At 66.9% G+C, this 23,641-nt stretch carries 18 protein-coding genes and 1 tRNA gene; 5 read left to right on the forward strand and 14 right to left on the reverse strand.

From position 1 onward, the window contains the following. Positions 1–135: 135 nt before the first annotated feature. Positions 136–2,028, forward strand: coding sequence for a CocE/NonD family hydrolase (locus tag ACYPYD_RS23740; RefSeq protein ID WP_069708058.1), 1,893 nt, complete (start codon positions 136–138; stop codon positions 2,026–2,028). Positions 2,029–2,210: 182 nt separating this feature from the next. Here the strand turns inward: ACYPYD_RS23740 and ACYPYD_RS23745 are convergent, their stop codons facing one another. From ACYPYD_RS23745 to ACYPYD_RS23785, 9 genes are all read right to left on the reverse strand, one after another. After that, on the reverse strand, positions 2,211–3,962 hold the full coding sequence (locus ACYPYD_RS23745; RefSeq protein WP_459665902.1) for a chloride channel protein: 1,752 nt from the start codon (positions 3,960–3,962) through the stop codon (positions 2,211–2,213). Between the two features lie 175 nt (positions 3,963–4,137). Then, positions 4,138–4,932, reverse strand: a complete 795-nt coding sequence (locus ACYPYD_RS23750; protein ID WP_069709195.1) for an SDR family oxidoreductase — start codon at positions 4,930–4,932, stop codon at positions 4,138–4,140. 136 nt (positions 4,933–5,068) lie between these two features. Next, entirely contained in the window at positions 5,069–5,512 is a 444-nt protein-coding gene (locus ACYPYD_RS23755; protein ID WP_069708056.1) for an Rrf2 family transcriptional regulator, read from the reverse strand. Positions 5,513–5,647: 135 nt separating this feature from the next. Beyond that, positions 5,648–6,301 (reverse strand): YjbE family putative metal transport protein, encoded by a 654-nt coding sequence (locus ACYPYD_RS23760; protein WP_008831171.1) that lies wholly within the window; start codon positions 6,299–6,301, stop codon positions 5,648–5,650. Further along, positions 6,298–7,368, reverse strand: a complete 1,071-nt coding sequence (locus ACYPYD_RS23765) for a D-alanine--D-alanine ligase family protein (protein ID WP_459665903.1) — start codon at positions 7,366–7,368, stop codon at positions 6,298–6,300. Before ACYPYD_RS23765 ends, ACYPYD_RS23760 begins: the two co-directional genes overlap by 4 nt. After that, the gene (locus ACYPYD_RS23770; protein WP_459665905.1) at positions 7,361–8,434 is read right to left on the reverse strand and encodes an AbrB family transcriptional regulator; all 1,074 of its coding nucleotides are present in this window, start codon (positions 8,432–8,434) and stop codon (positions 7,361–7,363) included. Before ACYPYD_RS23770 ends, ACYPYD_RS23765 begins: the two co-directional genes overlap by 8 nt. A 102-nt stretch (positions 8,435–8,536) precedes the next feature. Next, positions 8,537–9,838 carry a CitMHS family transporter gene (locus tag ACYPYD_RS23775; protein ID WP_285016889.1) on the reverse strand — a complete coding sequence of 434 codons (1,302 nt, stop codon included), beginning with the start codon at positions 9,836–9,838 and terminating at the stop codon, positions 8,537–8,539. Positions 9,839–9,879: 41 nt separating this feature from the next. Next, positions 9,880–11,364 (reverse strand): OprO/OprP family phosphate-selective porin, encoded by a 1,485-nt coding sequence (locus ACYPYD_RS23780; protein WP_459665907.1) that lies wholly within the window; start codon positions 11,362–11,364, stop codon positions 9,880–9,882. Then, positions 11,361–12,458, reverse strand: a complete 1,098-nt coding sequence (locus ACYPYD_RS23785) for an ABC transporter substrate-binding protein (protein ID WP_459665909.1) — start codon at positions 12,456–12,458, stop codon at positions 11,361–11,363. The genes ACYPYD_RS23780 and ACYPYD_RS23785 overlap by 4 nt, the downstream gene beginning before the upstream one ends. Before the next feature lie 96 nt (positions 12,459–12,554). Here ACYPYD_RS23785 and ACYPYD_RS23790 point away from each other — a divergent pair, with 96 nt between their 5' ends. The 4 genes from ACYPYD_RS23790 (at position 12,555) to ACYPYD_RS23805 (ending at position 16,724) form a co-directional block, all read left to right on the forward strand. Then, complete coding sequence (locus ACYPYD_RS23790; protein ID WP_008831177.1) at positions 12,555–13,220, forward strand: response regulator; 666 nt, start codon at positions 12,555–12,557, stop codon at positions 13,218–13,220. After that, on the forward strand, positions 13,217–14,590 hold the full coding sequence (locus ACYPYD_RS23795; protein ID WP_459665911.1) for a sensor histidine kinase: 1,374 nt from the start codon (positions 13,217–13,219) through the stop codon (positions 14,588–14,590). Before ACYPYD_RS23790 ends, ACYPYD_RS23795 begins: the two co-directional genes overlap by 4 nt. A gap of 74 nt (positions 14,591–14,664) precedes the next feature. Then, entirely contained in the window at positions 14,665–15,372 is a 708-nt protein-coding gene (locus ACYPYD_RS23800; RefSeq protein WP_370424744.1) for a response regulator transcription factor, read from the forward strand. Further along, positions 15,369–16,724, forward strand: coding sequence for a sensor histidine kinase (locus ACYPYD_RS23805; protein WP_459665913.1), 1,356 nt, complete (start codon positions 15,369–15,371; stop codon positions 16,722–16,724). The genes ACYPYD_RS23800 and ACYPYD_RS23805 overlap by 4 nt, the downstream gene beginning before the upstream one ends. A gap of 356 nt (positions 16,725–17,080) precedes the next feature. Here ACYPYD_RS23805 and ACYPYD_RS23810 read toward each other — a convergent pair whose 3' ends face one another. From ACYPYD_RS23810 to ACYPYD_RS23830, 5 genes are all read right to left on the reverse strand, one after another. Further along, entirely contained in the window at positions 17,081–19,576 is a 2,496-nt protein-coding gene (locus ACYPYD_RS23810; RefSeq protein WP_211150290.1) for a TonB-dependent receptor, read from the reverse strand. Positions 19,577–19,774: 198 nt separating this feature from the next. Next, positions 19,775–20,797 carry a CorA family divalent cation transporter gene (locus ACYPYD_RS23815; RefSeq protein ID WP_211150289.1) on the reverse strand — a complete coding sequence of 341 codons (1,023 nt, stop codon included), beginning with the start codon at positions 20,795–20,797 and terminating at the stop codon, positions 19,775–19,777. 75 nt (positions 20,798–20,872) lie between these two features. Beyond that, positions 20,873–20,947 (reverse strand) — tRNA-Gln (locus ACYPYD_RS23820). Positions 20,948–21,048: 101 nt separating this feature from the next. Beyond that, entirely contained in the window at positions 21,049–21,894 is an 846-nt protein-coding gene (gene yghU / locus ACYPYD_RS23825) for a glutathione-dependent disulfide-bond oxidoreductase (protein ID WP_069708049.1), read from the reverse strand. Between the two features lie 351 nt (positions 21,895–22,245). Further along, the gene (locus tag ACYPYD_RS23830; RefSeq protein ID WP_008832845.1) at positions 22,246–23,358 is read right to left on the reverse strand and encodes a branched-chain amino acid aminotransferase; all 1,113 of its coding nucleotides are present in this window, start codon (positions 23,356–23,358) and stop codon (positions 22,246–22,248) included. Between the last annotated feature and the right edge of the window lie 283 nt (positions 23,359–23,641).

Genomic DNA, 23,641 nt, shown 5'->3' on the forward strand with positions numbered 1-23,641 from the left:
GCCCTGGGTTGCTTCGCTTCGCTCGCAATGACGGATTGGGGAGGCGATGCCGATATACGGGGCCTGCGGAACGTAAACCCCTGCGTCTCTCTTCCCGTCTTGACCCCAGGAAATGCACGGTCCACCCATGCGACCATGACAAAGCATTTCCGCCCCCTCGGCTATACTGCCGCCGCCGTCGCGGCCCTCGCTCTTGCCTCGTCGCTTTCCGCGCAGGCGCCCACCGACACCATGATGAACGAGCAGGTGAAGTCCTACGACTGGGTTCGCCCTCAGGCGGACTACGTGCGCAAGACGGTGATGATCCCGATGCGTGACGGGACCAAGCTGTTCACCGTCATCATCTATCGCAAGGGCACTCAGGACGGCCCGATCCTGCTCAGCCGCACGCCGTACAATGCGGACAAGATGAGCAGCCGCAACCGCAGCCAGAAGATCGAGGAAATCCTGCCCGTCGCCGACGCCGAATTCGTCAACGACGGTTACATCCGCGTCTATCAGGACGTGCGCGGGCTGGACGGGTCGGAGGGCGACTACGTCATGAACCGCCCGTTGCGCGGGCCGCTCAACAAGACCAAGGTGGACCACGCCACCGACGCCTACGACACGATCGACTGGCTGGTGAAGAACGTGAAGGAAAGCAACGGCAAGGTCGGCATTACCGGCTCGTCGTACCTTGGCTTCACCTCGCTGATGGCGCTGATCGATCCGCACCCGGCGCTCAAGGCGGCCGTGCCGCAGAGCCCGATGGTCGATGGCTGGATGGGCGACGACTGGTTCCACAACGGCGCCTTCCGCATGTTCGGCTTCGATTACGACCTCGGCCAGACGGTGAAGAAGGGCGGCGGCGACGTTCCGCGCGGTGGCGGTGACGACTACACCGCCTACCTCGAGGGCGGTTCGGCGATGGATTATGCCAAGGCATATGGCCTGCTCGACCTGCCGGTGGTGCGCAAGGTACTGGAGCACCCGAGCTACGACGCATGGTGGCAGGGGCAGGCGGTCGACAAGCTGCTCGGCGCGCGCAAGCTGACGGTGCCGACGATGCTGGTGGTCGGCCAGTGGGACCAGGAGGACAGCTACGGCGCCCCGGCGGTCTATCAGGCGCTGAAGGCGGGCGGCAACGACAACGTCAGCCTCGTCATCGGTCCGTGGCGTCATTCTCAGGTGAACTACGAAGCACGCGAACTCGGCCCGCTCAAGTGGGAGGGCGATACCGGCCTGCAGTTCCGCACGCAGTACATGAAGCCGTTCTTCGACTGTCACCTCAAGACGAACGCGCCTGCCTGCGATACGCCGCCGGTGCTGACGTACGCCACGGGCGAAAACAAGTGGGAGGTGTCGCAGGCATGGCCGGCGGGTGCCTATACGCCGCTCTACCTCGGCGCGAATTCCTCACTGTCGTGGACCAAGGGCGCGTCGGGTTCCGACAGCTACGTCTCCGACCCGGCCAAGCCCGTGCCGATGCTGCCGCGCCCCGTCCACATGAAGGGTGATGAGTGGAAGACCTGGCTGGTGCAGGACCAGCGCTTCGCTGACGGCCGTACCGACGTGCTGAGCTACCAGACCGGCGTGCTCGACAAGCCGGTCCACATCAAGGGCGCGCCCAAGGTGGACTTGCGCGCGGCGACGTCCGGGCAGGACAGCGACTATGTCGTCAAGCTGATCGACGTCTACCCTCAGGAGAACACCGCCGATCCGAAGATGGCGGGCTACCAGCTGGGCATCGGCATCGAGATCTTCCGCGGCCGCTACGTCGGTGGTTTCGACAAGCCGCAGGCGCTGGAGCCGGGCAAGGTCTACGACTTCAAGTGGGCGCTGCCCAACGTCGACCATGTGTTCCTGCCGGGCCACAAGATCATGGTGCAGGTCCAGTCCAGCCTGTTCCCGCTCTACGATCGCAATCCGCAGAGCTGGGTGCCCTCGATCATGGACGCCAAGCCGAAGGACTACGTGAAGGCGACCGAGACGGTGCACTTCGGCGGCGATCAGGCCAGCGCGGTGTGGCTGCCGGTGGCTCAGGACTGATCTGAAAGGGACACCTCCTGCCAGCGGGAGGTGTCTCTCCAATTCAAAATTACGTTGTCATCCCCGCGAAGGCGGGGGCCCAGCTTATGACCGTGCAACACGCGATGTCATCAGTTGGGTTCCCGCCTTCGCGGGAATGACGACTTTGAAGATGACGGACCGGCCGGGCGCACCGCGCACCCTCAATTCTCCCCGAACAGCTCCCGCTGCGAGGCTTCGATTTCCTCGAAGTAGCGCCGCCTCGCATGCCGTTCGGTCACCACGCCGACGACGTTGCCGACGCCGTCCACCACTGCCAGTTCGTCTGCCACGGCAAGGTCGAAGGCTTTCAGCATCGCCCGGATGTCCGTCACCGGCGAGAGCGTGTTCGCCTGCAGCGTCGCCAGCGTTCCCACTGCGACGTCGGGCGCAAGTTCGGGGTTGTAGGCCGAGGCGGTCGTGACGATCCCGGCATAATGCCCCTCGTCGTCGAGCAGGATCGCCTTGCTAGCCGAGCCGAGCGGCACCTGCGCGCGGAAGTCCGCGACCGAGAGGCTGGCCGCTGCGCTCTTCCAGTCCTTGCGCATGATGCGCCCGGCCGTCAGCGCCAGCATCCAGCCGATATCGCGCGGGGACCGGATGATCGAGCCGCGCACGTGCAGGCGCCAGGTGGAGAACGAATATCCGAACGTCTCGCGGGTCAGCGCGCTCGACACCAGCGAGGCGGTCAGCACAACGCCCATCAGCGCGAAGTCGTGGGTGGTCTCCAGCATCAGCATGGCCAGCGTCATCGGGCCGCCCACCACCGAGACCGCGAGCGCCGACATGCCGACCAGCGCGGCGTCGTTGATGTCGAGCGCGATGCCCGCCATCGATGCCAGCGCGGCGAAGATCAGCCCGACCAGCGAGCCGATGAACAGCGAGGCGAAGAACAGGCCGCCGCGAAATCCGAAGGCGATCGAGATCGCGGAGGCCAGCACCTTGAGCACCAGCACGGTGACGAGGAACTGCAGCGCCGGTTGCATCGCGATGTTGAGGTGCATCGCCCCGTGCCCGGCGGAAAGCGTCTGCGGGGTCACCATGGCGAGCGGCATCAGCAGGAATCCGCCGATCACCGGCTTCCAGCGTGCGATGCGACCGCTTACGCCCTGCATCTTCTGCTCCGCGAACGTGACGAGGCGCATCATCGCGATGCCCACCAGCGCGCAGGCGAGGCCCAGGATCGTGTAGATGAAGTAGTCGCCGGTAGTCAGTGTCCGGTCGGCGGCGGTGGCGATGAGGTAGGGCTCCACCCCCAGCGCCCGCGTCACGAAGGCGGCACCCAGCGCGGCAGCCACGACCGGGGCGATCGCGGCGGGCGTATACGTGCCGATGACGATCTCGAAGGCGTAGAACGCACCCGCCAGCGGCGCTCCGAACGCGGCGCCGACCGCCGCGCCCGCACCCGCGCCGACGAGGGTGCGCATGTCCGAGCGGCGTAGCTTGAACCACTGCCCCAGCACCGAGGCGACGCCGCCGCCCATCTGCGCGTAGGCCGCCTCCAGTCCCACCGAGGCACCCGCGCCGTTGGAGAGGATCGTCTGGACCGAGATCACCAGGTTGTCGACGAAGGGAATGCGGCCGCTGTGCAGCGCGTTGGCCTCGACGACGTCGATCGGGGCGCGGCGGCGGGTTTTCAGGAAATGCGTCATTGCCACCAGCACCAGCCCGCCCAGCGGCAGCGCCAGCAGCCGCCACCAGTTGCGGATCTCGCCGAGCGCACTCAGCCGGTTGTCGCCGATGCCGTAGAGTAGTCGCTGGATGCCGTGGGCGATGAAGCCCTGCAGGTTCGTCAGCCAGCCCGCCGCCAGCCCGGCGACGAGGGCCAGCACGATGAAGGCCATTTCGCTCGACCGCAGCCGCTGGCGCTGCCGGATGGCCAGGGCCTTGAGAGCGTGAATCCCCATGCGTCGCATCGGGCCGATTGGGCCGGGCAGGGAGGGGGAGTCAAGCGGAAGTAAGATGGGAAAAGACCCACCCCCAGCCCCTCCCGCAGGCGGGAGGGGAGAAACAGCGCCACGCTCTCCCGCCCGCGGGAGGGCCGGAAGGCTTGGGAGCGCAGCGACCTAGCCGTACGGGGTGGGTGTTCGCTTACTTCGGCGGCATGCGGATCGCGCCGTCGAGGCGGATGCATTGGCCGTTGAAATAGATGTTGCGCACCAGTTCGAGCACCAGCGAGCCGAACTCCTCCGGATTGCCGAGACGGCGCGGGAAGGGCACCGCCTTGCCGAGGTTCTCGTACACTTCGGGCGCATGTTCCTTGACGCGCAGCATTGGCGGCGTCGCGAAAGTGCCGGGCATGATCGCGTTGACGCGGATGCCGAGGTCCATGAGGTCGCGCGCCATCGGCAGGACCATCGCGTTCACTGCGCCCTTGCCGCCGCCGTAGGCGACCTGTCCGATCTGACCGTCCTCTGCGGCGGCCGAGGAGGTGAGGATGATCGTGCCGCGTTCGCCGTCTTCGTTCAGGGTTTCCGCCGTTGCCATGCCCAGCGCCGCGATCGAGGCGACGCGGTAGGAGGCGGTGAAGATTCCTTCGGCCGACTTGGCGATCTGCTCGGTCGGCGTGCGCTTGTAGCCGCCGGTCTTCTTGTCGAACGAGACGGTCTTGCCGCCGCCCGCGACGATTGCGCAGTGGACGACGATGCGCTCCTGCCCATGGGCCTCGCGCGCCTTGGCGAAGCCGGCCTCGACGCTCTCCTCGCTGGTGATGTCGACGTTGCAGAACACGCCGCCGATTTCCGCCGCGAACGCTTCGCCCGCTTCCTCGCTGATGTCGAAGATGGCGACCTTGACGCCTGCATCGGCCAGCGCCTTCGCACTCGCCCGGCCAAGGCCCGAGGCGCCGCCGGTGACCACGGCGGCAAGGGTGTTGTCGATCTTCATGTTCATCTCCCCGAATCGTATCGAAGGTCTGGCTAGCGCAGCCCGCTCCGCCGTGTCGCGGCGCCGATGCTAACCCGGTGCAAGTATCGCTCGGGCGTCCCCGCGGTTCTGGCGCCCATGCCCTCGGACGGCGTCGTCAGAGCGCCTGATCGGTCGGGGCGAAAGCGCGGAAAATACGCCGCAGATCGTCACGGCGGGTCAGTGCATCGGCCAGCGTGTAACGGTCAAGCACGTCGAGGAAGGCGCGCGTCGCCTCGTTGAAGACGCGCGGCAGGGTGCAGGCGGTGCGCACTATGCAGTTTGTGCAGTCGACCAGCTGGAAGCCGGTTTCGGTATGGCGTACGACCTCGCCGACGGTGATCTCGTTCGCCTGGCGGCCCAGTCTTAGCCCGCCGCCACGACCGCGCACGGTTTCGAGAAACCCGGCCTGGCCAAGATCCTGCACCACTTTCATCAGGTGGTTGCGTGAAATGTCGTAAGTCTGCGCGATCTCGGCGATAGAGGAGAGGTCCCCTTCGTCCCGCGCACCGACATGCAGCAGGACGCGCACGGCATAGTCGGTGTAACGGGTCAGTTGCACGCAGGCGTTCCGAAGCTGGTCATCGGATACTCATGCCGTGCAAGTGCAGTGCGATGCAACCCGTGCAGATACAATGTCTCATCGCGGGGCGGTCGGACGGCAGGCGGTTCGCCGCCTGCCGTCCGCATCTATCGTTCAGAACAGGGCAATGATTCCGCGCGAAGGATCGACGAGGCCCTCCCAGATCATCTTGCCCGCCACCCACAGGATCACAAGCAGGCCGACGTAGGCGAGCCAGCGATAGGTCTCGATGACGCGCGCCAGAACGTTGGCGGCGATGCCCATCAGCGCGACCGAGAGGATCAGGCCGACCGCGAGAATGCCGGGGTGGTCGCGCGCGGCGCCCGCGACGGCCAGCACATTGTCGATGCTCATGCTGACGTCGGCGACGGCGACGGCCCATGCTGCGCCGGCGAAACTGCGCGGGGCGACCTTGGCGATGGTCGAGTCGGGTTCGTCGTCGCTGCGGTCCTCGCGCAGTTCGCGCCACATCTTCCATGCCACCCAGATCAGCAGCAGGCCGCCCGCGAAGACGAGCCCGACGATCTGCATCAACTGGCTGACCACGAGCGCGAAAGCGACGCGCAGCACCAGAGCGGCGATCACGCCGATCATGATGACCTTGCGGCGCATCGCGGCCGGAAGCCCGGCGGCGAGCGCGCCGACGACGATCGCGTTGTCGGCGGCCAGCATGATGTCGATCAGCACCACCTGCCCGAAGGCGGACAGCGCAGCCGGTGAGCCGATGTTGGAGAAGTCGGCAACAATGTGCTGCCAAAGGTCAGTCATGCGATATTGTCCCTGTTGGTCCACGCGCCGCGGATGGCTGCGACGAGGAGGTCTGCGTAGCGCCAGCCTATGGCGGCGGCGGCGATTGTGGAAAGGCTGTCCTCATGGTCGCGGCCAGGTCGGCCCGCGCCGGTGAGGTTGGGTTTGATGTTGACGTCGAACAACAGGTAGTCGCCGGTCGCGTCCTGACGGCAGTCGATCCGCATCGGGGTGCGGATGCCGATGATCGCGGCGGCCTGCTCGCAGGCGGCGGTGACTGCGACGATGGCCGGGTCAGCGCATTCCTCGCCCGTCATCGCCGCGCTGTTGGTGCTGACGGGGACGTCCCCGTTGTAGGGCGCGACGTCGTCATGCTGGTCGAAGCGGCGGACGGGGGGGAGGGCGAAGGGTTTCGTCTCGCCTTCCCGGGTCGCTGCGGGCATTACCGTGATGGTGATTTCCTGACCCGGCAGGAACTGCTCGATCATGATCGCGGTGCCGAACTTGCCGCCTGCGACGATGGCGCGGGTGGCCGCTATCATTTCGTCGAGGCTGCGCGCGACGCTGACGCCCTGACTGCCGCGACCGCGCAGGGGCTTCACCACCAGCGGGAGGTGCCCGGCGAAGGCGGCAAGCTGAGCCTCGATATCGGGCGCGGCGCCGTCGACCACCCAGGATCCGGCGACGGGCAGGCCCTCGGCGGCGAGGCGGGCGTTGGTGGCGGCTTTGTCGTCCACCTCTTGCATGGTGCGCGGATCGGCGCTGACCACCCATGCGCGGCGACTGGCGGCTTCGATCGGGTGGCCGTCGAAGACGACGGTGTTGGCCCAGAGCAGCGTCGCGCCTGCGGCAAGCGCAGCATCGATGCCGTCGGGCGTGTCGGGCCAGACCCAGTCGAACACCGATGTGGGATCGGGATCGGCCACCGGCGTCACCAGCGTGCAGCCGACCGAGCGCAGGGCCACGCCCATGTCGGCGCCGCTGTCGGAATAGCCGCCGGGCTTGGCATCCTTGCGCTGGCCGTCGATCACCGGCGGCTCGATCGCCTGATAGAGAATGGCGATCTTTTCGGTGAAGGGATCAGGCATCTCGGGTTCCCATGAACTTGAACGCAGCAGGCGCGCCGATGATGACCAGCACCACGCGGACGAGGTGGTGGACGACCACGAAGCTGGCTTCCAGCGCGAGGCTGAGGGCCACCATGCTCATCTCCGCCACGCCGCCGGGCGAGTAGGCCAGCGTCAGCAGCGCCGGGTCCAGTCCGGTAGCCCAGCCGATGCCGAATGCCCAGACGAAGGTTATGACCAGCAGGATCGCGGTCGATCCCGCCGCCAGCATCAGCGTGCGCAGCAGCGTCGGCAGGTCCAGCCCTACGAAACGGCAGCCGATCGTCGCGCCGAGGCCGACCTGCGCGGCGGCGATGGCCCATGCCGGGATGTGGAAGTCGCTGAGGCCCGTCAGGTGGACGGCGGCGCTGACGAACAGCGGCCCCATCAGGTGCCACGCGGGGAGTTTCAGCGCGCGGCCGATCACGCTGCCGACGATCATGCAGCCCAGCGCCCATGGCAGCAGCGTCCAGTCGACCACGCCCGTAACCTGGGGAGGAAGCGGGGCGTGGCCGGTCTCCGCCTCGAACAGGCGGATGAGGAAGGGGAGGATGAAGACGACGAGGAAGATCCGCGCGCCGTGGATCAGGCCGATCATGCGCTCGTCGGCACCGCGCTCGGAGCCGAGGACGACCATCTCGGCGATGCCGCCGGGCATTCCGGCGAAGTAGGCGGTGGGCGGATCGAACTTTGCGATTTTGCGGAAATATAAAACGCAGGCGACGGCGGCGCTGGTCAGGAACAGCGGGAGCAGGGCGATCGGCACGATCCACTGCGCCGCCTGCGCGGCGATGCCGGGGTGGAACGCACTGCCCAGCACGACGCCGAGCACGGCGGACATCGGCCTGCGGGTGGCGGAATTCGCGGCGATCGGCAGGCGCGCGATGCTGCCCGCCGCGCACGCGGTCATCGATCCCAGCACCCACGGCAGCGGGGCATGGATCGACCAGAATAGAACGCCGCCGCACGCGCCCACGGCGAGTGCGGCGATGAAGCGCAGGATGACGCCCAGCGTCCCGGCGTCACCGATGATCCCCCGCACCGTCATTGCGAGCCCCGCAGGGGCGCGGCAATCCAGCACGGCGTGAGGCCGCCCTGGATTGCTTCGCAACGTTCGCAATGACGAAGGGGGAAGATCATCACGCGGCGATCAACCCACGAACGGGAAGGCCAGCACCGCCATGCCCACGACGGTCATGACGAGGCAGCACAGCGCCGCCGGGACCAGCGTGAACTTCTGGTGGTCCGCCAGATCCACGCCGGCAAGGCTCACCAGCAGGTAGGTCGAGGGCACCAGCGGGCTGAGCAGGTGGACCGGCTGGCCCATCAGCGAGGCGCGGGCGATCGCCATCGGCTCGACGCCGTAGTGCGCCCCGGCCTCGGCGAGGATCGGCAGCATGCCGAAGTAGAAGGCGTCGTTCGAAATGAAGAACGTGCCCGGCAGGCTGATGAGGGCGGTGATCGGCGCCATGTAGGGGCCGAGGACCGGCGGGATCAGCCCGACGACTTCCTTGCTCATCGCCTCGACCATGCCGGTGCCCGAGAGGATGCCAGTGAAGATGCCCGCCGCGAAGATCAGCGAGACGACCGAGAGGACATTGCCCGCATGCGCGCTGATGCGCTCCTTTTGCGACTTGGTGTCGGGGTAGTTGGCGATCATCGAGATCGCGAAGGCCAGCATCATCAGGATCGGCAGCGGCAGTACGCCCCACACCAGCAGCACCAGCAGCGCGACGACGAGCGCGCCGTTGAACCAGATCATCTTCGGGCGGCGCGCTTCGGGCCACTGCGAGACGGCGAGGTCGCTGGCCTCCAGCGCGGCGAGGTTCTCCACCTTGCCGATGCGGCGGCGCTCCTTGCGGCCGAAGTAGATGGCAAGGCCGATCAGGAACGCGAGGCCCGCGATCATGCCCGGGATCAGCGGCAGGAACAGCGCGGCCGGGTCCAGCTTCAGGGCGCTGGCGGCGCGCGCCGTCGGCCCGCCCCACGGCGTCAGGTTCATCACGCCGCTCGTCACCATCAGCAGGCAGACGAGGTAGAGGCGGTTCATGTCGTAGCGCTTGTAGAGCGGCAGCATGGCGGCCATCGTGATGATGTAGGTGGTCGACCCGTCGCCATCGAGGCTGACGAGCGCGCACAGGACGACCGAGCCGATCAGGATCAGCATCGGGTCGCCATGGACCAGCCGGATCAGCTTGCCGACCAGCGGGTCGAACAGGCCGGTGTCGGTCATCGTGCTGAAGAACAGGATCGCGAACAGCAGCATGACGCCGGTTGGCGCAAGGTTCTTGACGCCGTCGATCATCATGTCGCCGAGGCCCGCATGGAAGCCGGCGACGAGGGCGAAGAGGGTGGGCACGACGCTCAGCGCGACCAGCGGGGTCATCCGCTTGGTCATGATGAGCGTCATGAAGGTGGCCACCATCAGGAAGCCGATAAGGGCGAGACTCATTGTTGGTCCCCGGTTCTGGTCATGGTTTGAAAGGGAAAGGCTTAGAAGGTGACGCCGACGCGCGCGGTGAGCGTCTCGCCGTCATCCTTGCCGGTGTAGATCCCGGCGGTGTTCTCGGTGTTCCAGTGGATCGCGTTGACCTGGAAGCGCACGAAGCTGTTGAGATACCAGTTCGCGCCCAGCGTCGCCGCCCAGCCCTGAGCAGGCGTGGCGATGTCCTTGAATTCCAGGTTCTCGTAGCGCGCGGTCAACTCGATCGCGCCCGGGCCGCCGTCGAAGACGGGGCGCAGCACCTTGGGCTGGCCAAAGCTGCCGAGGCGCGGGTTGTAGGGCGGCAGGTCGCCGGTGATGAAGAAACCGCCCGAGACGCTCCATGCCTGCGTGACAAAGTCCGGGCGTCCGTTGTCGAGCCGGGCGTGGCGTTCGCCTGCCTCGGCCATGACCCACAGCGGGCCGGTGTAGCCGCCGAGTTCCGCGCCGTAGCCGGTGGTGCCGGTGCCGCCGATGATGTCGCCGGTCGACAGCCGCAGCGCGCCGTTGAAGCGGCCGCCGATCACGGTGCTCCGGCCCAGCGTGTTCTTGCCCGGCTGGAGGTGCTCGTCGAAGCCCCAGATGCCGAGGTGGAGCACCTGACGCGGGCTCTTGATCGGGTTCCAGTGCGCGCGGGCGATCACAGTGCGATTGTCCGAGGTGGACTGGTCGCCGTCGATGCGGTCGCCGGTGACGGTGAGCGAGGCGTGGCCGGTCTTCCAGAACAGGCGCGGCATGATGCCCAGACCATAGAAGGCGCGCTGCGGAATGATCGCAGTGGCGACCACGGTGCGCTCGGCGAACGGGGTGGAGTCCGAACCGGTCGAGCCTTCGAAGCTGCGGTCGTTGAACAAGTGGCCTACGCGCACGTCGTAATCGAGGCCGGGCGCGATCTTGTTCTTCCAGCCGATGAAGGCGGTGACGACATCGACCGCGTTCTCCGAGAAATCGCTTTCGAACTGGTAGAACAAGTGGCTGCCGACGGTGCCTTCGAGGCCCATGCGCAGCGCGCGCATGCCGGTGGTCGTCAGGTTGCGGCCGTCGTACCTGGAGCCACGGGTGGTGCTGACGTCGGTGATGATGCGGCCGCGCGGCTTGAAGCTGAAGGTGCCGTCGCCCGAGTGGAATACCGGCAGGCCCTGGCCCCATTCGGTCGTCACGTCCGTCGCGGCGACGGCGGTGGCGCGCACGCGCTCGATGTCGCGCTCGGCGGGGCCGGGGGGAAGAAGCTGGGCCGCATAGGGCTGGGTCGAGAGGATGGTCGGCGCGGCCTGCTCGGGTTCGGCGGCAGCGACTACGGGAGCGCTTTGCTGCGGCGCTGCAGCAGCGGTGCGGGTGGCTTCCAGCGCATCGACGCGCTGGCGCAGCGAGGCGATCTCGGCGGCCTGCGCGCGCACCAGATCGGCGAGTTCGTCGCGCGTCGGCGCTTGCGCCAGCGCGGGGTTGGCAACTGCCAGTGCAAGGAATGCTGCACTGGCCATCAGAGTACGGGTCATGGTTTTTGTTCTCTCCCTGTGACCAGGGCGGCGTTCCAGTCGCGCAGGAACCGCTGCCGGGTCAGGTGATCCAGATTGACGAGAAGTTGAGGGCCGACGCGCACCACGCGCGTCTGCTGGGCGGGTAGGCGGCGGGCGGGTACGTCGGTGCGCACCGGCCACAGACTGTGCCGGGCAAGCTGGGCCTGCCCCGCGCGCGAAAGAAGGAAATCGAGGAACAGCTTCGCCGCCGCCGGATGGCGCGCGTCCCGTCCGATGAAGGCGATGCGCGAAGTGACGAGCGTGTAGTCCTTGGGGAACACCACACCCAGCTGCGGACTGCGGCGCGCCTGCTCCAGCGCGTAAGAGCCGATGACATTGTACGCGATCGCCAGCTTGCCGGAGGCGACGCCTGCCAGCATCGGCTGGGTGCTGATTTCCAGAACGGGGCGCGTCGCGCCGATCGCCTCGACCAGCGAGCGGGTGTCGCGCGTCGCGAGGAAGTCCTGCGAGAGATAGAGATAGCCGGTGTTGGAGCGGGCCGCATCGAACGTCGCGACCTTGCCGGTGAATTCGACGCGGCGGCGGCGCAGCAGTTCTTCGAGTCCCTGATGCGTGCGCGGGGCCTCTGCGTCGGATATGATCCTGCGGTTGTAGACGAAGCCGATCGGCTCGGCGGTGACGCCGTAGCCCATGTTCTTCCACACCGCCGTTTCGGGCAGGGCGGGCTTCTCGGGGCTGGCGTACTGCTGCGCGTAACCGTCGTTGATGAGCTTGATCTGCTGGTCCATCGCCGAGGACCACACGATGTCGGCCGAATACTGGCGGCTGCGCGTCTCGCGGGTGTAGCGCTGGTACATCTCGGTCGAGCCGATGTCGGCGTAGTAGACCGCGATGCCGGGGAAGAGCCGTTTGAACTCCGCCACCACCGGCACCATCTCGGCGCGGTCGGCATTGGCGTAGATGCGTACCTTGCCGTCGGCGCGGGCGTCGGCGATCAGCGTGTCGTAGCTGCGCGGATAACCGGAGGGGCGCTGCGGCGCCTCGGGCTTTTGCGCGGCTGCGGGTCCGGCCAGAAGGACCGCTAGTGCCAGAACAGGGGTGAAAGAACGCATTGTCGACTCCTCTCGCTTTCCGCCTCTATGTTCGGATAAGCAGCGCTCGATGATGTACGTTTTCAACCTGTCACTGACCTTTCATGGATTTCGATCGTGAGAATCCTCATCGTTGAAGACGACGCGGCACTGGCACGCGGCATCCTTTCGTTGTTGCGCGCGGCGGGACACGCGGTCGATCACGTGGCGGGCGGGGAAGAAGCGCTGTCGGTTTCGGCGACCGAGCCGTATTCGCTGGTGATCCTCGACGTCGGCCTGCCCGACATCGACGGGTTCCAGGTGCTCGCTCGCCTGCGCGCGCGGGGCGACCAGTCGCAGGTCCTGATGCTGACCGCGCGTGACGGCCTCGACGACCGGGTGCGCGGCCTCGACCTCGGCGCCGACGATTACTTGCGCAAACCCTTCGAGGTTGAGGAATTGGAGGCCCGCGTGCGTGCGCTGGGCCGCCGCCGGGGCGGCGACGCCGCGCCCGAGATCGCCATCGGGGCGATGACGGTGAACCGCTCTACCGGCCGCGTCGAGGTGGCGGGGCGTCTGATCGAACTGCGCCGCCGCGAATGGGCGGTGCTGGAGGCTCTGGCGGCGCGGGCGGGCCAGATCGTCAACCGCGAGACCTTGCAAGCCGAGGTCTTCGGCTTCGACGATCCGGTCGGTTCCAACGCGCTGGAGGTCAACGTCACCCGCCTGCGCAGCAAACTCGCACCCGACGGCCCAGCGATCCGCACCGTGCGCGGGGTGGGTTACATGCTCGACCGGTCATGAGCGGCGGTGCGGGCAGAGCCATTTCCCTGCGCTTCCGCCTTCTGCTGGCGATGTTCGGGCCGCTGGCGGCGCTGGCGCTGGTGCTCGGACTGCTCGGCTGGGTACTGATTTCCGACGTCGTGCGCCGCACCAACGACCGCGTGCTCGGCGGTGCGCTGGGCGCCATTGCCGAAACCGTGCAGGTGGAGCGCGGCGAAGTCACTCTCGACCTGCCGCCCGCCGCTTTCGGCATGCTGGAGAACTCCGAGCGCGACAACGTCTATTACCGGATCGCGGTGGGGCGCACGCTACTGACCGGCTACGCGGACTTGCCCGCGCCCGACATTTCCGTGCTCTCCGTCGATGAGCCGCGCTTCCGTTTCGCGCAGTTTCGCGGCCAGCGCATCCGCATAGCCGAGATCCGCCGCAACCTGCCGCGCATCGATGAGCCTGTGGTGGTGCAGGTGGCCGAGACTCTGCAGAACCGTAATTCCCTGCGCGACAAGCTGATGATCGCGCTGCTGATCGGCGAGTGCGTGCTGGTCGGCATCGTGCTGCTGCTGATCCGCCCCGCGCTCGGGTGGAGCCTGCGGCCGCTCTCGGACCTGCGCGGTGTGATCGAGGCGCGTGATACCCGCGCCGCACCCGATCTCTCGCCGCTGCGCACCGGACCGTTGCCGACCGAACTGCGCCCGCTGTCGCGCTCGTTCGACCGGCTTCTGGCGCGGCTTGACGATGCCACCACCGGCATGCGGCGCTTCACCGCCGATGCTTCGCACCAGATGCGCACGCCGCTCTCGGTGCTCAAGGTACAGGTCGCGCTGGCGCGGCGCGGCTCGGGCGAGGCGCTACACGAGATCGAGGAGGCGACCGACCGCCTCGAACGCCTGCTGACGCAGCTCCTCACGCTTGCCCGTGCCGACGAGGCGGGGGTGCTTCCGCCTGACCACGAGATCGATCTCAAGGAACTGAGCCAGCACGTGATCTCCCGCCGCATCCGGCAGGCGATCGAGGCGGACGTCGAATTGCTGCTCGAGGCCGGAGACGGGCCTTACCGCATCCACGGACATCGCACGCTGGTGTTCGAGATGCTGTCCAACCTCGTCGACAACGCAATCCGCTACAATCGCCCCGGTGGCATGGCGCAAATCGAACTGAGTGCGGAAGCGGGTGTGGTCCGGCTCGCGGTGGTCGATACCGGCCCCGGCATTCCGGCCGAACTGCGCGAGATGGCGATGTCGCGCTTCGCCCGGCTGCAGGGCGAGCGCGGGCCGCCCGGCAGCGGCCTCGGCCTGGCCATCGTCAAGTCCACCGCCGAGCGCATGGGCGCACAGCTCGAACTCGGCGATGCGAAGCCGGGCCTGCGGGTGACGGTGACTTTCACGGTTTGACGATCGCTGCCATCTCGCTGGTGGTCATGCGGGAATCCGGGCACTATGATGGGGCAATTCACCCTCGCGCTTTCATGGAGCGCAATTTCACGGGGCACGTCCGCATGAGCCTGCAGATCCTCCTGGTCGAGGACGATTCCCACCTTCGCCGCCAGCTTACCGAGCAACTCGGGCATTTCGAGCACGAGGTGCAGCCGGCCGGGGACGGGCAGGAGGCGCTGTCGCTGCTGGGCAGACGGCCCTTCGACGCGGTTGTGCTCGACTGGATGCTGCCGACGATGGACGGCGTCACGCTGCTCCGGGAGATGCGCGGGCAGGGCATGACCATGCCGGTGCTGATGCTGACCGCGCTTGGCCAGACGCTCGACAAGGTCGAGGGGCTGGAGGCGGGCGCCGACGACTACGTGGTGAAGCCGGTCGATCCGCTCGAACTGAACGCGCGGCTCAATGCCCTCGTGCGGGCGCGGCGGACGACCGAGCAGCCCAGTGATACGATTGCTGCGGGCGATATCGTGATCAGCCCCTCGCGCCTCATGGTCTGGCGCGGCGGGCAGCCGCTGGCGCTTTCGCAGACCGAGTTCCGGCTACTGCTGGCCCTCGCACGCGATGCCGGCGAAGTGGTGACGCGGCCCATGTTGATCGAGCGGATCTGGGGGCAGGACTTCGAGACCACGACCAACATCGTCGATGCCCATATACGCCAGTTGCGCGTCAAGCTGTTGCAGCACGGTGACGATCCGATCGCCACCGTGCGCGGCATGGGGTACGTGCTGCGGGCATGAGGCCGCTCCCCCGATCCCTGCGCGGCCTCACCGTGGTGTTCCTCGCGCTGTTCCTGACGGTGACGGCGCTGGCGGGGTTCGGAACCTTCTTCGCGACCGCCTCGATGGTGCGGGTGCTGGTGGATGAGCGCATCGAGTCGGAGAGCGAGACGCTGGTGCCGAGGGGGACCACTCCGAACCGTGCGGAACTGAGCCAACATATCATGGAGATGGCGCGGCAGCGCGATACCGGCGACCTCGGCGTGCTGCTGAGCGATGCGCACGGGAACCCCATCGTCGGCAATGTCCGGCTGAACCGGAAACTGCCGCTGGGTTACTCCACGCTCGGACGGCAGGACCGGATCGCGGGGCTCAGCGCGGGCCGCGTGCTGGTCCGCGAGATCGGCGGCGGCATGCGCCTTGCCATCTTCGCCGAGACGGAGCCGGTCGACAACTATTTCGCCGCGCGCCGCCGGATCTACTTCGCCGGGTTCGGCGCCATCGTGCTGGTGGTGCTGTGGGGACTGCTGGCATTTCGGCGCCTGGTCGGCAAGCGCATCGACGCGGTGCGCCACACGGCGGAATCGATCATCGAGGGCGACCTTGCCCAGCGCGTCCCGATGCCCGGCGACGGCGGCGAGTTCGACCAGCAGGCGGGTGCCTTCAACCGCATGCTCGACCGCATCGGCCAGCTCATGGGCGAAATCCGCAACGTTTCCAACGACATCTCGCACGAGATGCGTACGCCGCTGGCACGGCTGCGCAACGAACTCGCGCTGCTGGAGCAAAGCGCCGCCGCCGAGCCGGTGCGCGAGCGGGTGGCGATGGCGCGGATGCAGGCGGACGAACTGCTCGGCATGTTCGCGGCCATGCTGCGGATCGCCGAGATAGAGGACGGATCGCGCCGCGCTGGTTTCCGTCGATTCGACCTGGCCGAACTGGCGACCGAGATCGTCGAGATGGTGCAGCCCGTCGCGCAGGAGCGCGGCCAGCGCGTGCTGATGGAACGCGCCGACGAGGCAAAGCTGGTCGGCGACCGGCAGCTTCTGTCGCAGCTCTTGGTCAACATGCTGGAGAATTCCGTCCGGCACACGCCCCGGGGCACACGGATCAGGGTCTCGGTCGCGCGCGAAGCAGACGCGGTGGTGCTCGTCGTCACGGACGATGGCCCGGGCATTCCGGCAAGCCAGCGCGAGCACGTGATGCGGCGCTTCGGCCGCGTCGAACGGGCAGGGCACAACGGCGCGAAGGCGGCGAGCGGCCACGGTCTGGGCCTGCCGCTGGCGGAGGCGATCGTACGGTTGCACCGCGGGACGATGGCGCTGGAGGATGCGGGACCGGGACTGCGCATCGTCGCGAGACTACCGCTCTGAGGCGAGCTTGGCCCAAGGCTGCTCTCTCGTCGTCCCGGACTCGATCCGGGACCGCAGGGTATTCTTGAGGCGACGGCTTGCAATGGCCTGCTGCGGCGCAGCGCTGCCGGTCACGACCGCGCCGCCTTGCCGGCGATCCCGGCCTTCGAGACGAAGAGGGCGTCGGGGAGAAGGCGGAACCGCAGACTACTCCCCCAAACGCAAAAAGACCGGCGTAACGCGGGGGATGCGTCACGCCGGTCCAGTAGCTGATCGCGCGGGAGGCGGTTTGAGCGCCTTTCCCATCGTGAAAGGGCAGGCACTCGCCCGCGCGATCCGCAGTGTCCCCCCGGCCCGCGAAAGCCGGGGGAATTCGCTTAGAACGCGACGCTGGCGTCGATGCCGAAAGTGCGCGGCGCGTTGAAGTTGCCGTAGTCGCCCAGCACGTTGGAAATGCTACCGACGGTGACGTTGGTGGTCGGGGCGCCGGGCAGGCTGTTCGACGGGTCACGGCGGAACACGTACTGCTCGTTGAAGAGGTTGCGGCCCCACACGCCCAGCGTCAGCTTGTGGTCACCCACGCCGATGTCGGCGAGCGAGATGCGACCGTTGAAGATGAGCGAGGCGTCGTTCTTGGTGGCGAACTGGTCGAAGGCCTGCGTCGCCTGCGAGTAGTTGCCGTCGATGTGGAACTTGATCTTGGTGTCCTGCGCACCGATCGGCAGCACGTAGTCGATCGAGCCGCTGGCCGCATTGCGCGGGGTGAACACGATGTAGAACTGCTGGTAGACGCTGGTGGAACGGCCCGCGGTATCCGCCGCAGTGATGAGCACCGGCGGGATTTTGGTATAGGTGTAGGCGTACGATGCGTTCAGCGTCAGCCCGTCGATCGGCTCCAGCGTCAGGTCCGCCTCGATGCCGCGGATCTTGGTGATGCCGGGAGCATTGATGGTGACGAGGTTGTTGAAGCTGCTCGAACCCACGAACTGGATCGAGCTGATGTCGACCTGGCTGTTCTTGCGGTCCATGATGTAACCGGCCAGGTTGAAGCGGGCGCGGTGATCCCAGAAGTCTGACTTCAGGCCCACTTCGTAGGACTTCACGTCCTCCGGATTGAACGACTGGTAGTTGGACGTGCGCGAGCTGGCGCCGCCGGCGCGGTAGCCGGTGGCGTACTTGGCATAGACGTGCATGTCGTCGGTCACGTCGTAGGCCACCGTCGCCATCGGGTTGAAGCGGTTCCAGGTCGCATCGAGCGGCTTGTAGCCGACGCTCGCGGCGGGCGGGTTGGTGTCGTAGTTGACGTTGCGCGAGAAGTGCAGGACGCCCTTCTTCTCGTCATGCGTGTAGCGGCCGCCGACGGTGACGTGCAGCTTGTCGGTGGCGTTGTAGGTCAGCTGGCCGTAGGCGGCGTAGCTCTTGGACCACACTTCCGAGGCGCGGTCGATCGAGCGGCAGCCGACGTCCGAACCGAACCCGCCCGAACCGGTGCACGAATTCAGGATGGTGTAGACCGGCTGGCCGGCGGCATTGAGGTACACGCCGTTCGAGTTCGGCGTCGCCGCATCGTCGCTGACGTGCTCATTGAAGTAGAACAGGCCCGCAACGTAGTCGATCTTGCCGAAGGTGCCCACGGCCTGCAGTTCCTGGCTGAACTGGCGCTGGCGCAAGTCGGCAAGGCTGTAGCGGCTGAAGGCGCACGGAGCGGTCTGGGTGCAGGCCGAGGTCAGGCTGACCAGCGGCGGACGGTGCGCGCCGCCCGAGTTGTCCCACTGCGTCGCGTCGACGCCGCGCCATGCGGTGATCGAGCGGATCTCGATCTCGGGGGTGGCTTCCCACTTCAGGGTGTTGGTGAAGCCGTGGGTCTTGTCGACGCTGACCTGCTGCGGCACGCCGATGTCGGCCACCTTCATGCGGGTATCGCCGTTGACGACGACGCCGGGCATCAGCGGCTTAACGGTGCCGGTGATGGTGGTGTAGTCGGTGCCGGGCAGCTTGCAGGCGGCGTTCGCGGCCTGGGTGCCGGCGACGCAGCCGTTGGGGTTGTAGTTCAGCAGCTGGCTGTAGAACGGCGTGTTCTCATCGCGCGCGACGTCGTAGGAGAAGTCGTTGGTGATGGTGCTGGTCGGCTGCCAGCGCACGGCCACGCGGCCGCCCTTGCGGTGGTACTGGTTGAAGCCGGCCTGGCCTTCGAGCGGGTTCTTGGTCGTCGGGTCCTGGTGCTGCAGCACGCCGTCGAGCTTGACCGAGAAGCCTGCGAACTTGGGCAGGTCGACGTGGATCGCGCTGTTGTACGAACCGTAGTTGCCCAGACCGCCTTCGATGCGGCCGCCGAACTCGCCGGTGGGGGCCTTCGAGACGATGCTGAGCGCGCCGCCTTCGGTGTTGCGGCCGAACAGGGTGCCTTGCGGACCCTTGAGCACTTCGACGCGCTCGACGTCGAACAGCGCGGCGTTGAGGCCGTGCTGGCGGCCCATGTAGACGCCGTCGACGTAGATGCCGACGCCCTGTTCACGCGCGGGCTGGTTGGCGTCGAGCGGCACGATGCCGCGAATGCCGATGGTCAGCGCGCTCTGGCGGGCTTCGAAGGTGGCGATGCGCAGCGACGGCACGGCGCCGTCGGCGAGATCGTAGAGGCTCTGGACGTGGCGATCCTTCAGCGCGGCCTGGTTGACCACGTTGATCGAGATCGGGGTTTCCTGAAGATTGGTCTCACGCTTGGTCGCGGTGACGACGATGTCGCCAAGACCCGAATCCGCTGCTGCGTCCGCCGCCGTGTCGGCTGCAGGAGCATCGGCCCAGGCGTTCGAAGCGCTCATGCTGGCGAGGATCGAGCCGGCGAGCAGCGTCGCGCGGACAACCTTATTCATCATGTTGAATTTCCACCCTTTTTTGGCAGAATTTGTCTGCCTCGGGGCGGCTAATATGGCTGCATCACGACAGTTGTATGGAAGTTCGATGACACTGGAGTCGCGCGACCTTCATCTTCGCCTCATCTTCTAGGCAAGTGATTGAAAGGTAGTTGTATTCCGTCACCGCAACATTTCGAAAAAATCTCACGTTCCTGCAACCTAGCGGAAGAATCCCTTGCTCCTGAGGAACAGGTAAGTCGCCAGAGCGGTGCCCGCAGCGATCCCGGTGGCGACGAGGGTGCCGTGCGCTCCGCTGAAGGGAAGGCCCCCGGTGTTCATGCCGAACAGCCCGGTTACCAGCGTGGCGGGCAGCATCAGCGCAGTCATGACCGATAGCAGGTAGAGGTTCTGGTTGGTGCGTTGGTCCTGCTGCAGGTCGAGTTCGTCACGCAGCAGCCGCAACTGCCCTTGCACGGCGAGGGCGTCGGCATCGAGGCCCTGCAGTCGCTGCGACAGTTTCTCGACCGTGGGCTGCAGCGTCTCGGGCAGTTCGTCATCCTGCTCCAGCCGCCGAAACACGCGCTGGGCACCGTCGAGCATGCGATGGATCTGCGCAAGGCGGCGGCGGATGTCGAGGAGGTTGCGGCTGGTCGGCGGGTGGTGGCCTTCGAGAAAGGCGTCCTCGGCGGCCTGCATGTCGGCGGACAGGTTGCGGATGACCATGTCGATGTTCTGCGCCAGCGCGCCCACCAGCAGGTCGAGCGCGGCGGCCGCCCCGGTCACCCGCGCGCCGCCGCCGACACGCTGCATGACGATGTCGGCGGCGCCCAGCGGATGGCGCCGGGCGGTAACGATCAGCCCGCCCAGGATCGCCACGCGCAGCGCGCCGACCCGCGCGGTGGCGCGCACGTCGAAGTCGCGTTCGAAATCGTGGAGGATACAGCACACCGCGCCGCTCTCGACGAGGGCGCGCTGGTGCGAATCGGAAGATAGCAGGAGTTCGCGCGCGGCCACCGGGAACAGCGCCGACTGTTCGATCCATGCCCGGGTGCCATGGTCGGCAAGGTTGAGGTGCAGCCAGCGGAACCGTCCCTCCGGCGCGGGGCCGCAGGGCGCGGGTTCGTGGCTGCCGTCGGGTGCGAAGTCGAGGCCCCAGATCAGCCCGGGCGCAGCCGCTCCCGCCGCGCCGAGCGCAGCGCTGAAATCCAGTGCAGGTCTGGCGGTCGGCTTGTCCGTATGCATCTCACGCGAACGAGGAGAGTGCCTGCGCCTATAGCACAGGCGCGCGATGGATCGAGGCGGGTCTGGGAGAAAAACTGGCTGGGGCGGCAGGATTCGAACCTGCGAATGCCGGTACCAAAAACCGGTGCCTTACCACTTGGCGACGCCCCAGCGGATCGGACGCGTGCAGCGCCGACGATCGGGAGAGGGGCGCTTAGCGTGTTGTCCCGGCGGTGGGAAGAGGTTTTTCCCCAGCGCCGGGCACATCATTCTCAGGTGTTCAGCACCGCGTCGATGTCGGCGGCGCTGTGGCGCTCGGGCACGAAGCCTTCGCCCTTGCGGTTGACGATGCGGCCACGGCGCACCGGCTCGCGGGCGCCCAACTCCTCGCCCCAGCGCATGAGGTTCTCATAGCTCGGCACGTCGAGGAAGGTCGCCGCGTCGCCATAGGCGTCGCCGCGCACGAAGCCGCCGAACCAGCCGTAGGCGGCGATGTCGGCGATGGTGTACTCGTCACCCGCCAGATAGCGCGTTTCGCCGAGGCGCTTGTCAGCGACGTCGAGGATGCGCTTGGCCTCCATCGCGTAGCGGTCGATCGGGTACTGGTACTTTTCCGGCGCATAGGCGTAGAAGTGGCCGAAGCCGCCGCCCAGCATCGGCGCGCTGCCCATCTGCCACATCAGCCAGTTCATGCATTCGGTGCGGCCGGGGCCGGAGGTTGGCATGAAGGCGCCGAACTTCTCGGCGAGGTGGAACAGGATCGAGCCCGATTCGAACACGCGCACCGGCTCCGGGCCGGACAGGTCCAGAAGGGCGGGGATCTTGGAGTTCGGGTTGATCGACACGAAGCCCGAGGAGAACTGGTCGCTGTCCGAGATCGAGATCAGCCAGGCGTCGTATTCGGCTTCGTAGCCCGCCGCGAGGAGTTCCTCGAGCATGATCGTCACCTTCTGTCCGTTCGGGGTGCCGAGCGAATGGAGCTGGAAGGGGTGCTGGCCGCGCGGCAGTTCGCGTTCGAAGCGGGCGCCGGCGGTCGGGCGGTTGATGCCGGCGAACTCACCGCCGTTGGGCTGGTCCCAGGTCCAGACCTTGGGCGGGGTGTAGGTGAGATCGGCCATGCGGGAACGCTCCTTGGGAGATGGAAGACGGCGCACAGGTAGGTTCGCGCAGGAGCGCCGACAAGGCGGGAAGCGGTTATATAAGCGCTTCGTCCGGATGTTCGATGAAGGTCGCGGATCGACGCGGCGCCAATTTGCAGTCATCCCGGGCTTGATCCGGGATCGGCGCCTGTCTTTAGGCGCGAGGTTTGGCGGGGGCTTCGCCAAGCTCAGCCTGAGCGGGATTGGGCGCTTGGCGCAACCTCCGCCCACCCTGAGCTTGTCGAAGCACCACGTCTGGCGAAGAGGTGGGCCGCTCATGACCAGCGGTCCCGGATCAAGTCCGGGACGACGCCATCCTCAATGCCAGCTTCAGCCGATCTTGCGGATCCAGCCGTGAGTGTCCGGCGCTTCGCCGCGCTGGATCGATACGAGGCGATTCTTCAGCTTGCCGGTCAACTGGCCGGGGCCGCCGGTGCCGATGGTGAAATCTCCATCGCGGCCCGAGACCTTGCCGACCGAGGTGACGACCGCAGCGGTGCCGCAGGCGAACGTCTCGATCAGCTTGCCCGAAGCGGCATCCGCGCGCCACTGGTCGAGGCTGTAGCGGCCTTCCGTCACCGTCAGGCCCTCTTCACGGGCGAGTTGCAGCAGGCTGTCACGGGTGATGCCGGGCAGGATGGTGCCGGTCAGTTCAGGAGTCAGCAGGGTGCCGTCGTCGAACGCGAAGTACAGGTTCATGCCGCCCAGTTCCTCGATCCACTTGTGCTCGGCGGCGTCGAGGAAGACGACCTGGTCATGGCCGCGCGCGATCGCTTCGGCCTGCGGCACGAGGCTGGCGGCATAGTTGCCGCCGCACTTGGCTGCGCCGGTGCCGCCGGGGGCGGCGCGGGTATAGTCCGAAACCCAGATCGACACGGCAGGGGCGCCCGACTTGAAGTAGTTGCCTGCCGGGCTGGCGATGACGATGAACTTGTACTGCTTGGCCGGGCGCACGCCGAGGAACGCCTCGGTCGCGATCATGAACGGGCGCAGGTAGAGCGAGGCGCCTTCGCCTTCCGGGATCCAGGCGCGGTCGATCTGCACGAGCTTCTCGATGGCTTCGACGAACACGCTTTCCGGCAGCGCGGGCATGGCGAGACGCTCGGCCGACTGGTTGAAGCGCGCGGCGTTGGCTTCGGGGCGGAACAGCGCGATGGCGCCGTCGGCCTGCTTGTAGGCCTTGAGGCCCTCGAAGATTTCCTGCGCATAGTGCAGCACCGCCGCCGCCGGATCGAGCGGGATCGGCTGGCGAGGGCCGATTACCGCATCGTGCCATCGCCCAACACCGTCTTGGCCTTCAGTCCACTCGATCGTCACCATATGGTCGGTGAAATTGGTGCCGAAGCCGGGGTTCGCCAGCACGGCTGCGCGCGTCTCGGCGCTGGCGGGGGCGGGGTGGGCAAGGGTGGTGAAAGTCAGGCCGGCATCGGCGAGAGTCGCCATCGAACGTATCCTCAAGTCTGCAACAGAATTGCGCCGTTGAACGAAAATTTCGCAGAATGCAACCCGGAAGCAATATTGCTACTCTAGCATTCAGTCTTAGCACGATGGCCCGGGGAGGCAAATCATCGAAGAATACCCCTCCGTCAACGACTTCGCCGCTGCCACCTCCCCATTGCTTCGCGAAAGGGAGGATCAAGCCCATCCTCCCTTTCGCGAAGCGATGGGGAGGGGAACCGCCGACGCAGTCGGTGGTGGAGGGGCGCACAAATGAGAAGGGCCGCAC

The organism is Novosphingobium sp. 11B, assembly GCF_054589055.1.

What these genes read in the sequence shown, in the direction of transcription:
- ACYPYD_RS23740 (WP_069708058.1), top strand. Translation starts at nt 136, where the DNA reads ATGACAAAGCATTTCCGCCCCCTCGGCTATACTGCCGCCGCCGTCGCG.
- ACYPYD_RS23745 (WP_459665902.1), bottom strand. Translation starts at nt 3,962, where the DNA reads ATGCGACGCATGGGGATTCACGCTCTCAAGGCCCTGGCCATCCGGCAG.
- ACYPYD_RS23750 (WP_069709195.1), bottom strand. Translation starts at nt 4,932, where the DNA reads ATGAAGATCGACAACACCCTTGCCGCCGTGGTCACCGGCGGCGCCTCG.
- ACYPYD_RS23760 (WP_008831171.1), bottom strand. Translation starts at nt 6,301, where the DNA reads ATGACTGACCTTTGGCAGCACATTGTTGCCGACTTCTCCAACATCGGC.
- ACYPYD_RS23765 (WP_459665903.1), bottom strand. Translation starts at nt 7,368, where the DNA reads ATGCCTGATCCCTTCACCGAAAAGATCGCCATTCTCTATCAGGCGATC.
- ACYPYD_RS23770 (WP_459665905.1), bottom strand. Translation starts at nt 8,434, where the DNA reads ATGACGGTGCGGGGGATCATCGGTGACGCCGGGACGCTGGGCGTCATC.
- ACYPYD_RS23775 (WP_285016889.1), bottom strand. Translation starts at nt 9,838, where the DNA reads ATGAGTCTCGCCCTTATCGGCTTCCTGATGGTGGCCACCTTCATGACG.
- ACYPYD_RS23780 (WP_459665907.1), bottom strand. Translation starts at nt 11,364, where the DNA reads ATGACCCGTACTCTGATGGCCAGTGCAGCATTCCTTGCACTGGCAGTT.
- ACYPYD_RS23785 (WP_459665909.1), bottom strand. Translation starts at nt 12,458, where the DNA reads ATGCGTTCTTTCACCCCTGTTCTGGCACTAGCGGTCCTTCTGGCCGGA.
- ACYPYD_RS23795 (WP_459665911.1), top strand. Translation starts at nt 13,217, where the DNA reads ATGAGCGGCGGTGCGGGCAGAGCCATTTCCCTGCGCTTCCGCCTTCTG.
- ACYPYD_RS23800 (WP_370424744.1), top strand. Translation starts at nt 14,665, where the DNA reads ATGGAGCGCAATTTCACGGGGCACGTCCGCATGAGCCTGCAGATCCTC.
- ACYPYD_RS23805 (WP_459665913.1), top strand. Translation starts at nt 15,369, where the DNA reads ATGAGGCCGCTCCCCCGATCCCTGCGCGGCCTCACCGTGGTGTTCCTC.
- ACYPYD_RS23810 (WP_211150290.1), bottom strand. Translation starts at nt 19,576, where the DNA reads ATGATGAATAAGGTTGTCCGCGCGACGCTGCTCGCCGGCTCGATCCTC.
- ACYPYD_RS23815 (WP_211150289.1), bottom strand. Translation starts at nt 20,797, where the DNA reads ATGCATACGGACAAGCCGACCGCCAGACCTGCACTGGATTTCAGCGCT.
- yghU (WP_069708049.1), bottom strand. Translation starts at nt 21,894, where the DNA reads ATGGCCGATCTCACCTACACCCCGCCCAAGGTCTGGACCTGGGACCAG.
- ACYPYD_RS23830 (WP_008832845.1), bottom strand. Translation starts at nt 23,358, where the DNA reads ATGGCGACTCTCGCCGATGCCGGCCTGACTTTCACCACCCTTGCCCAC.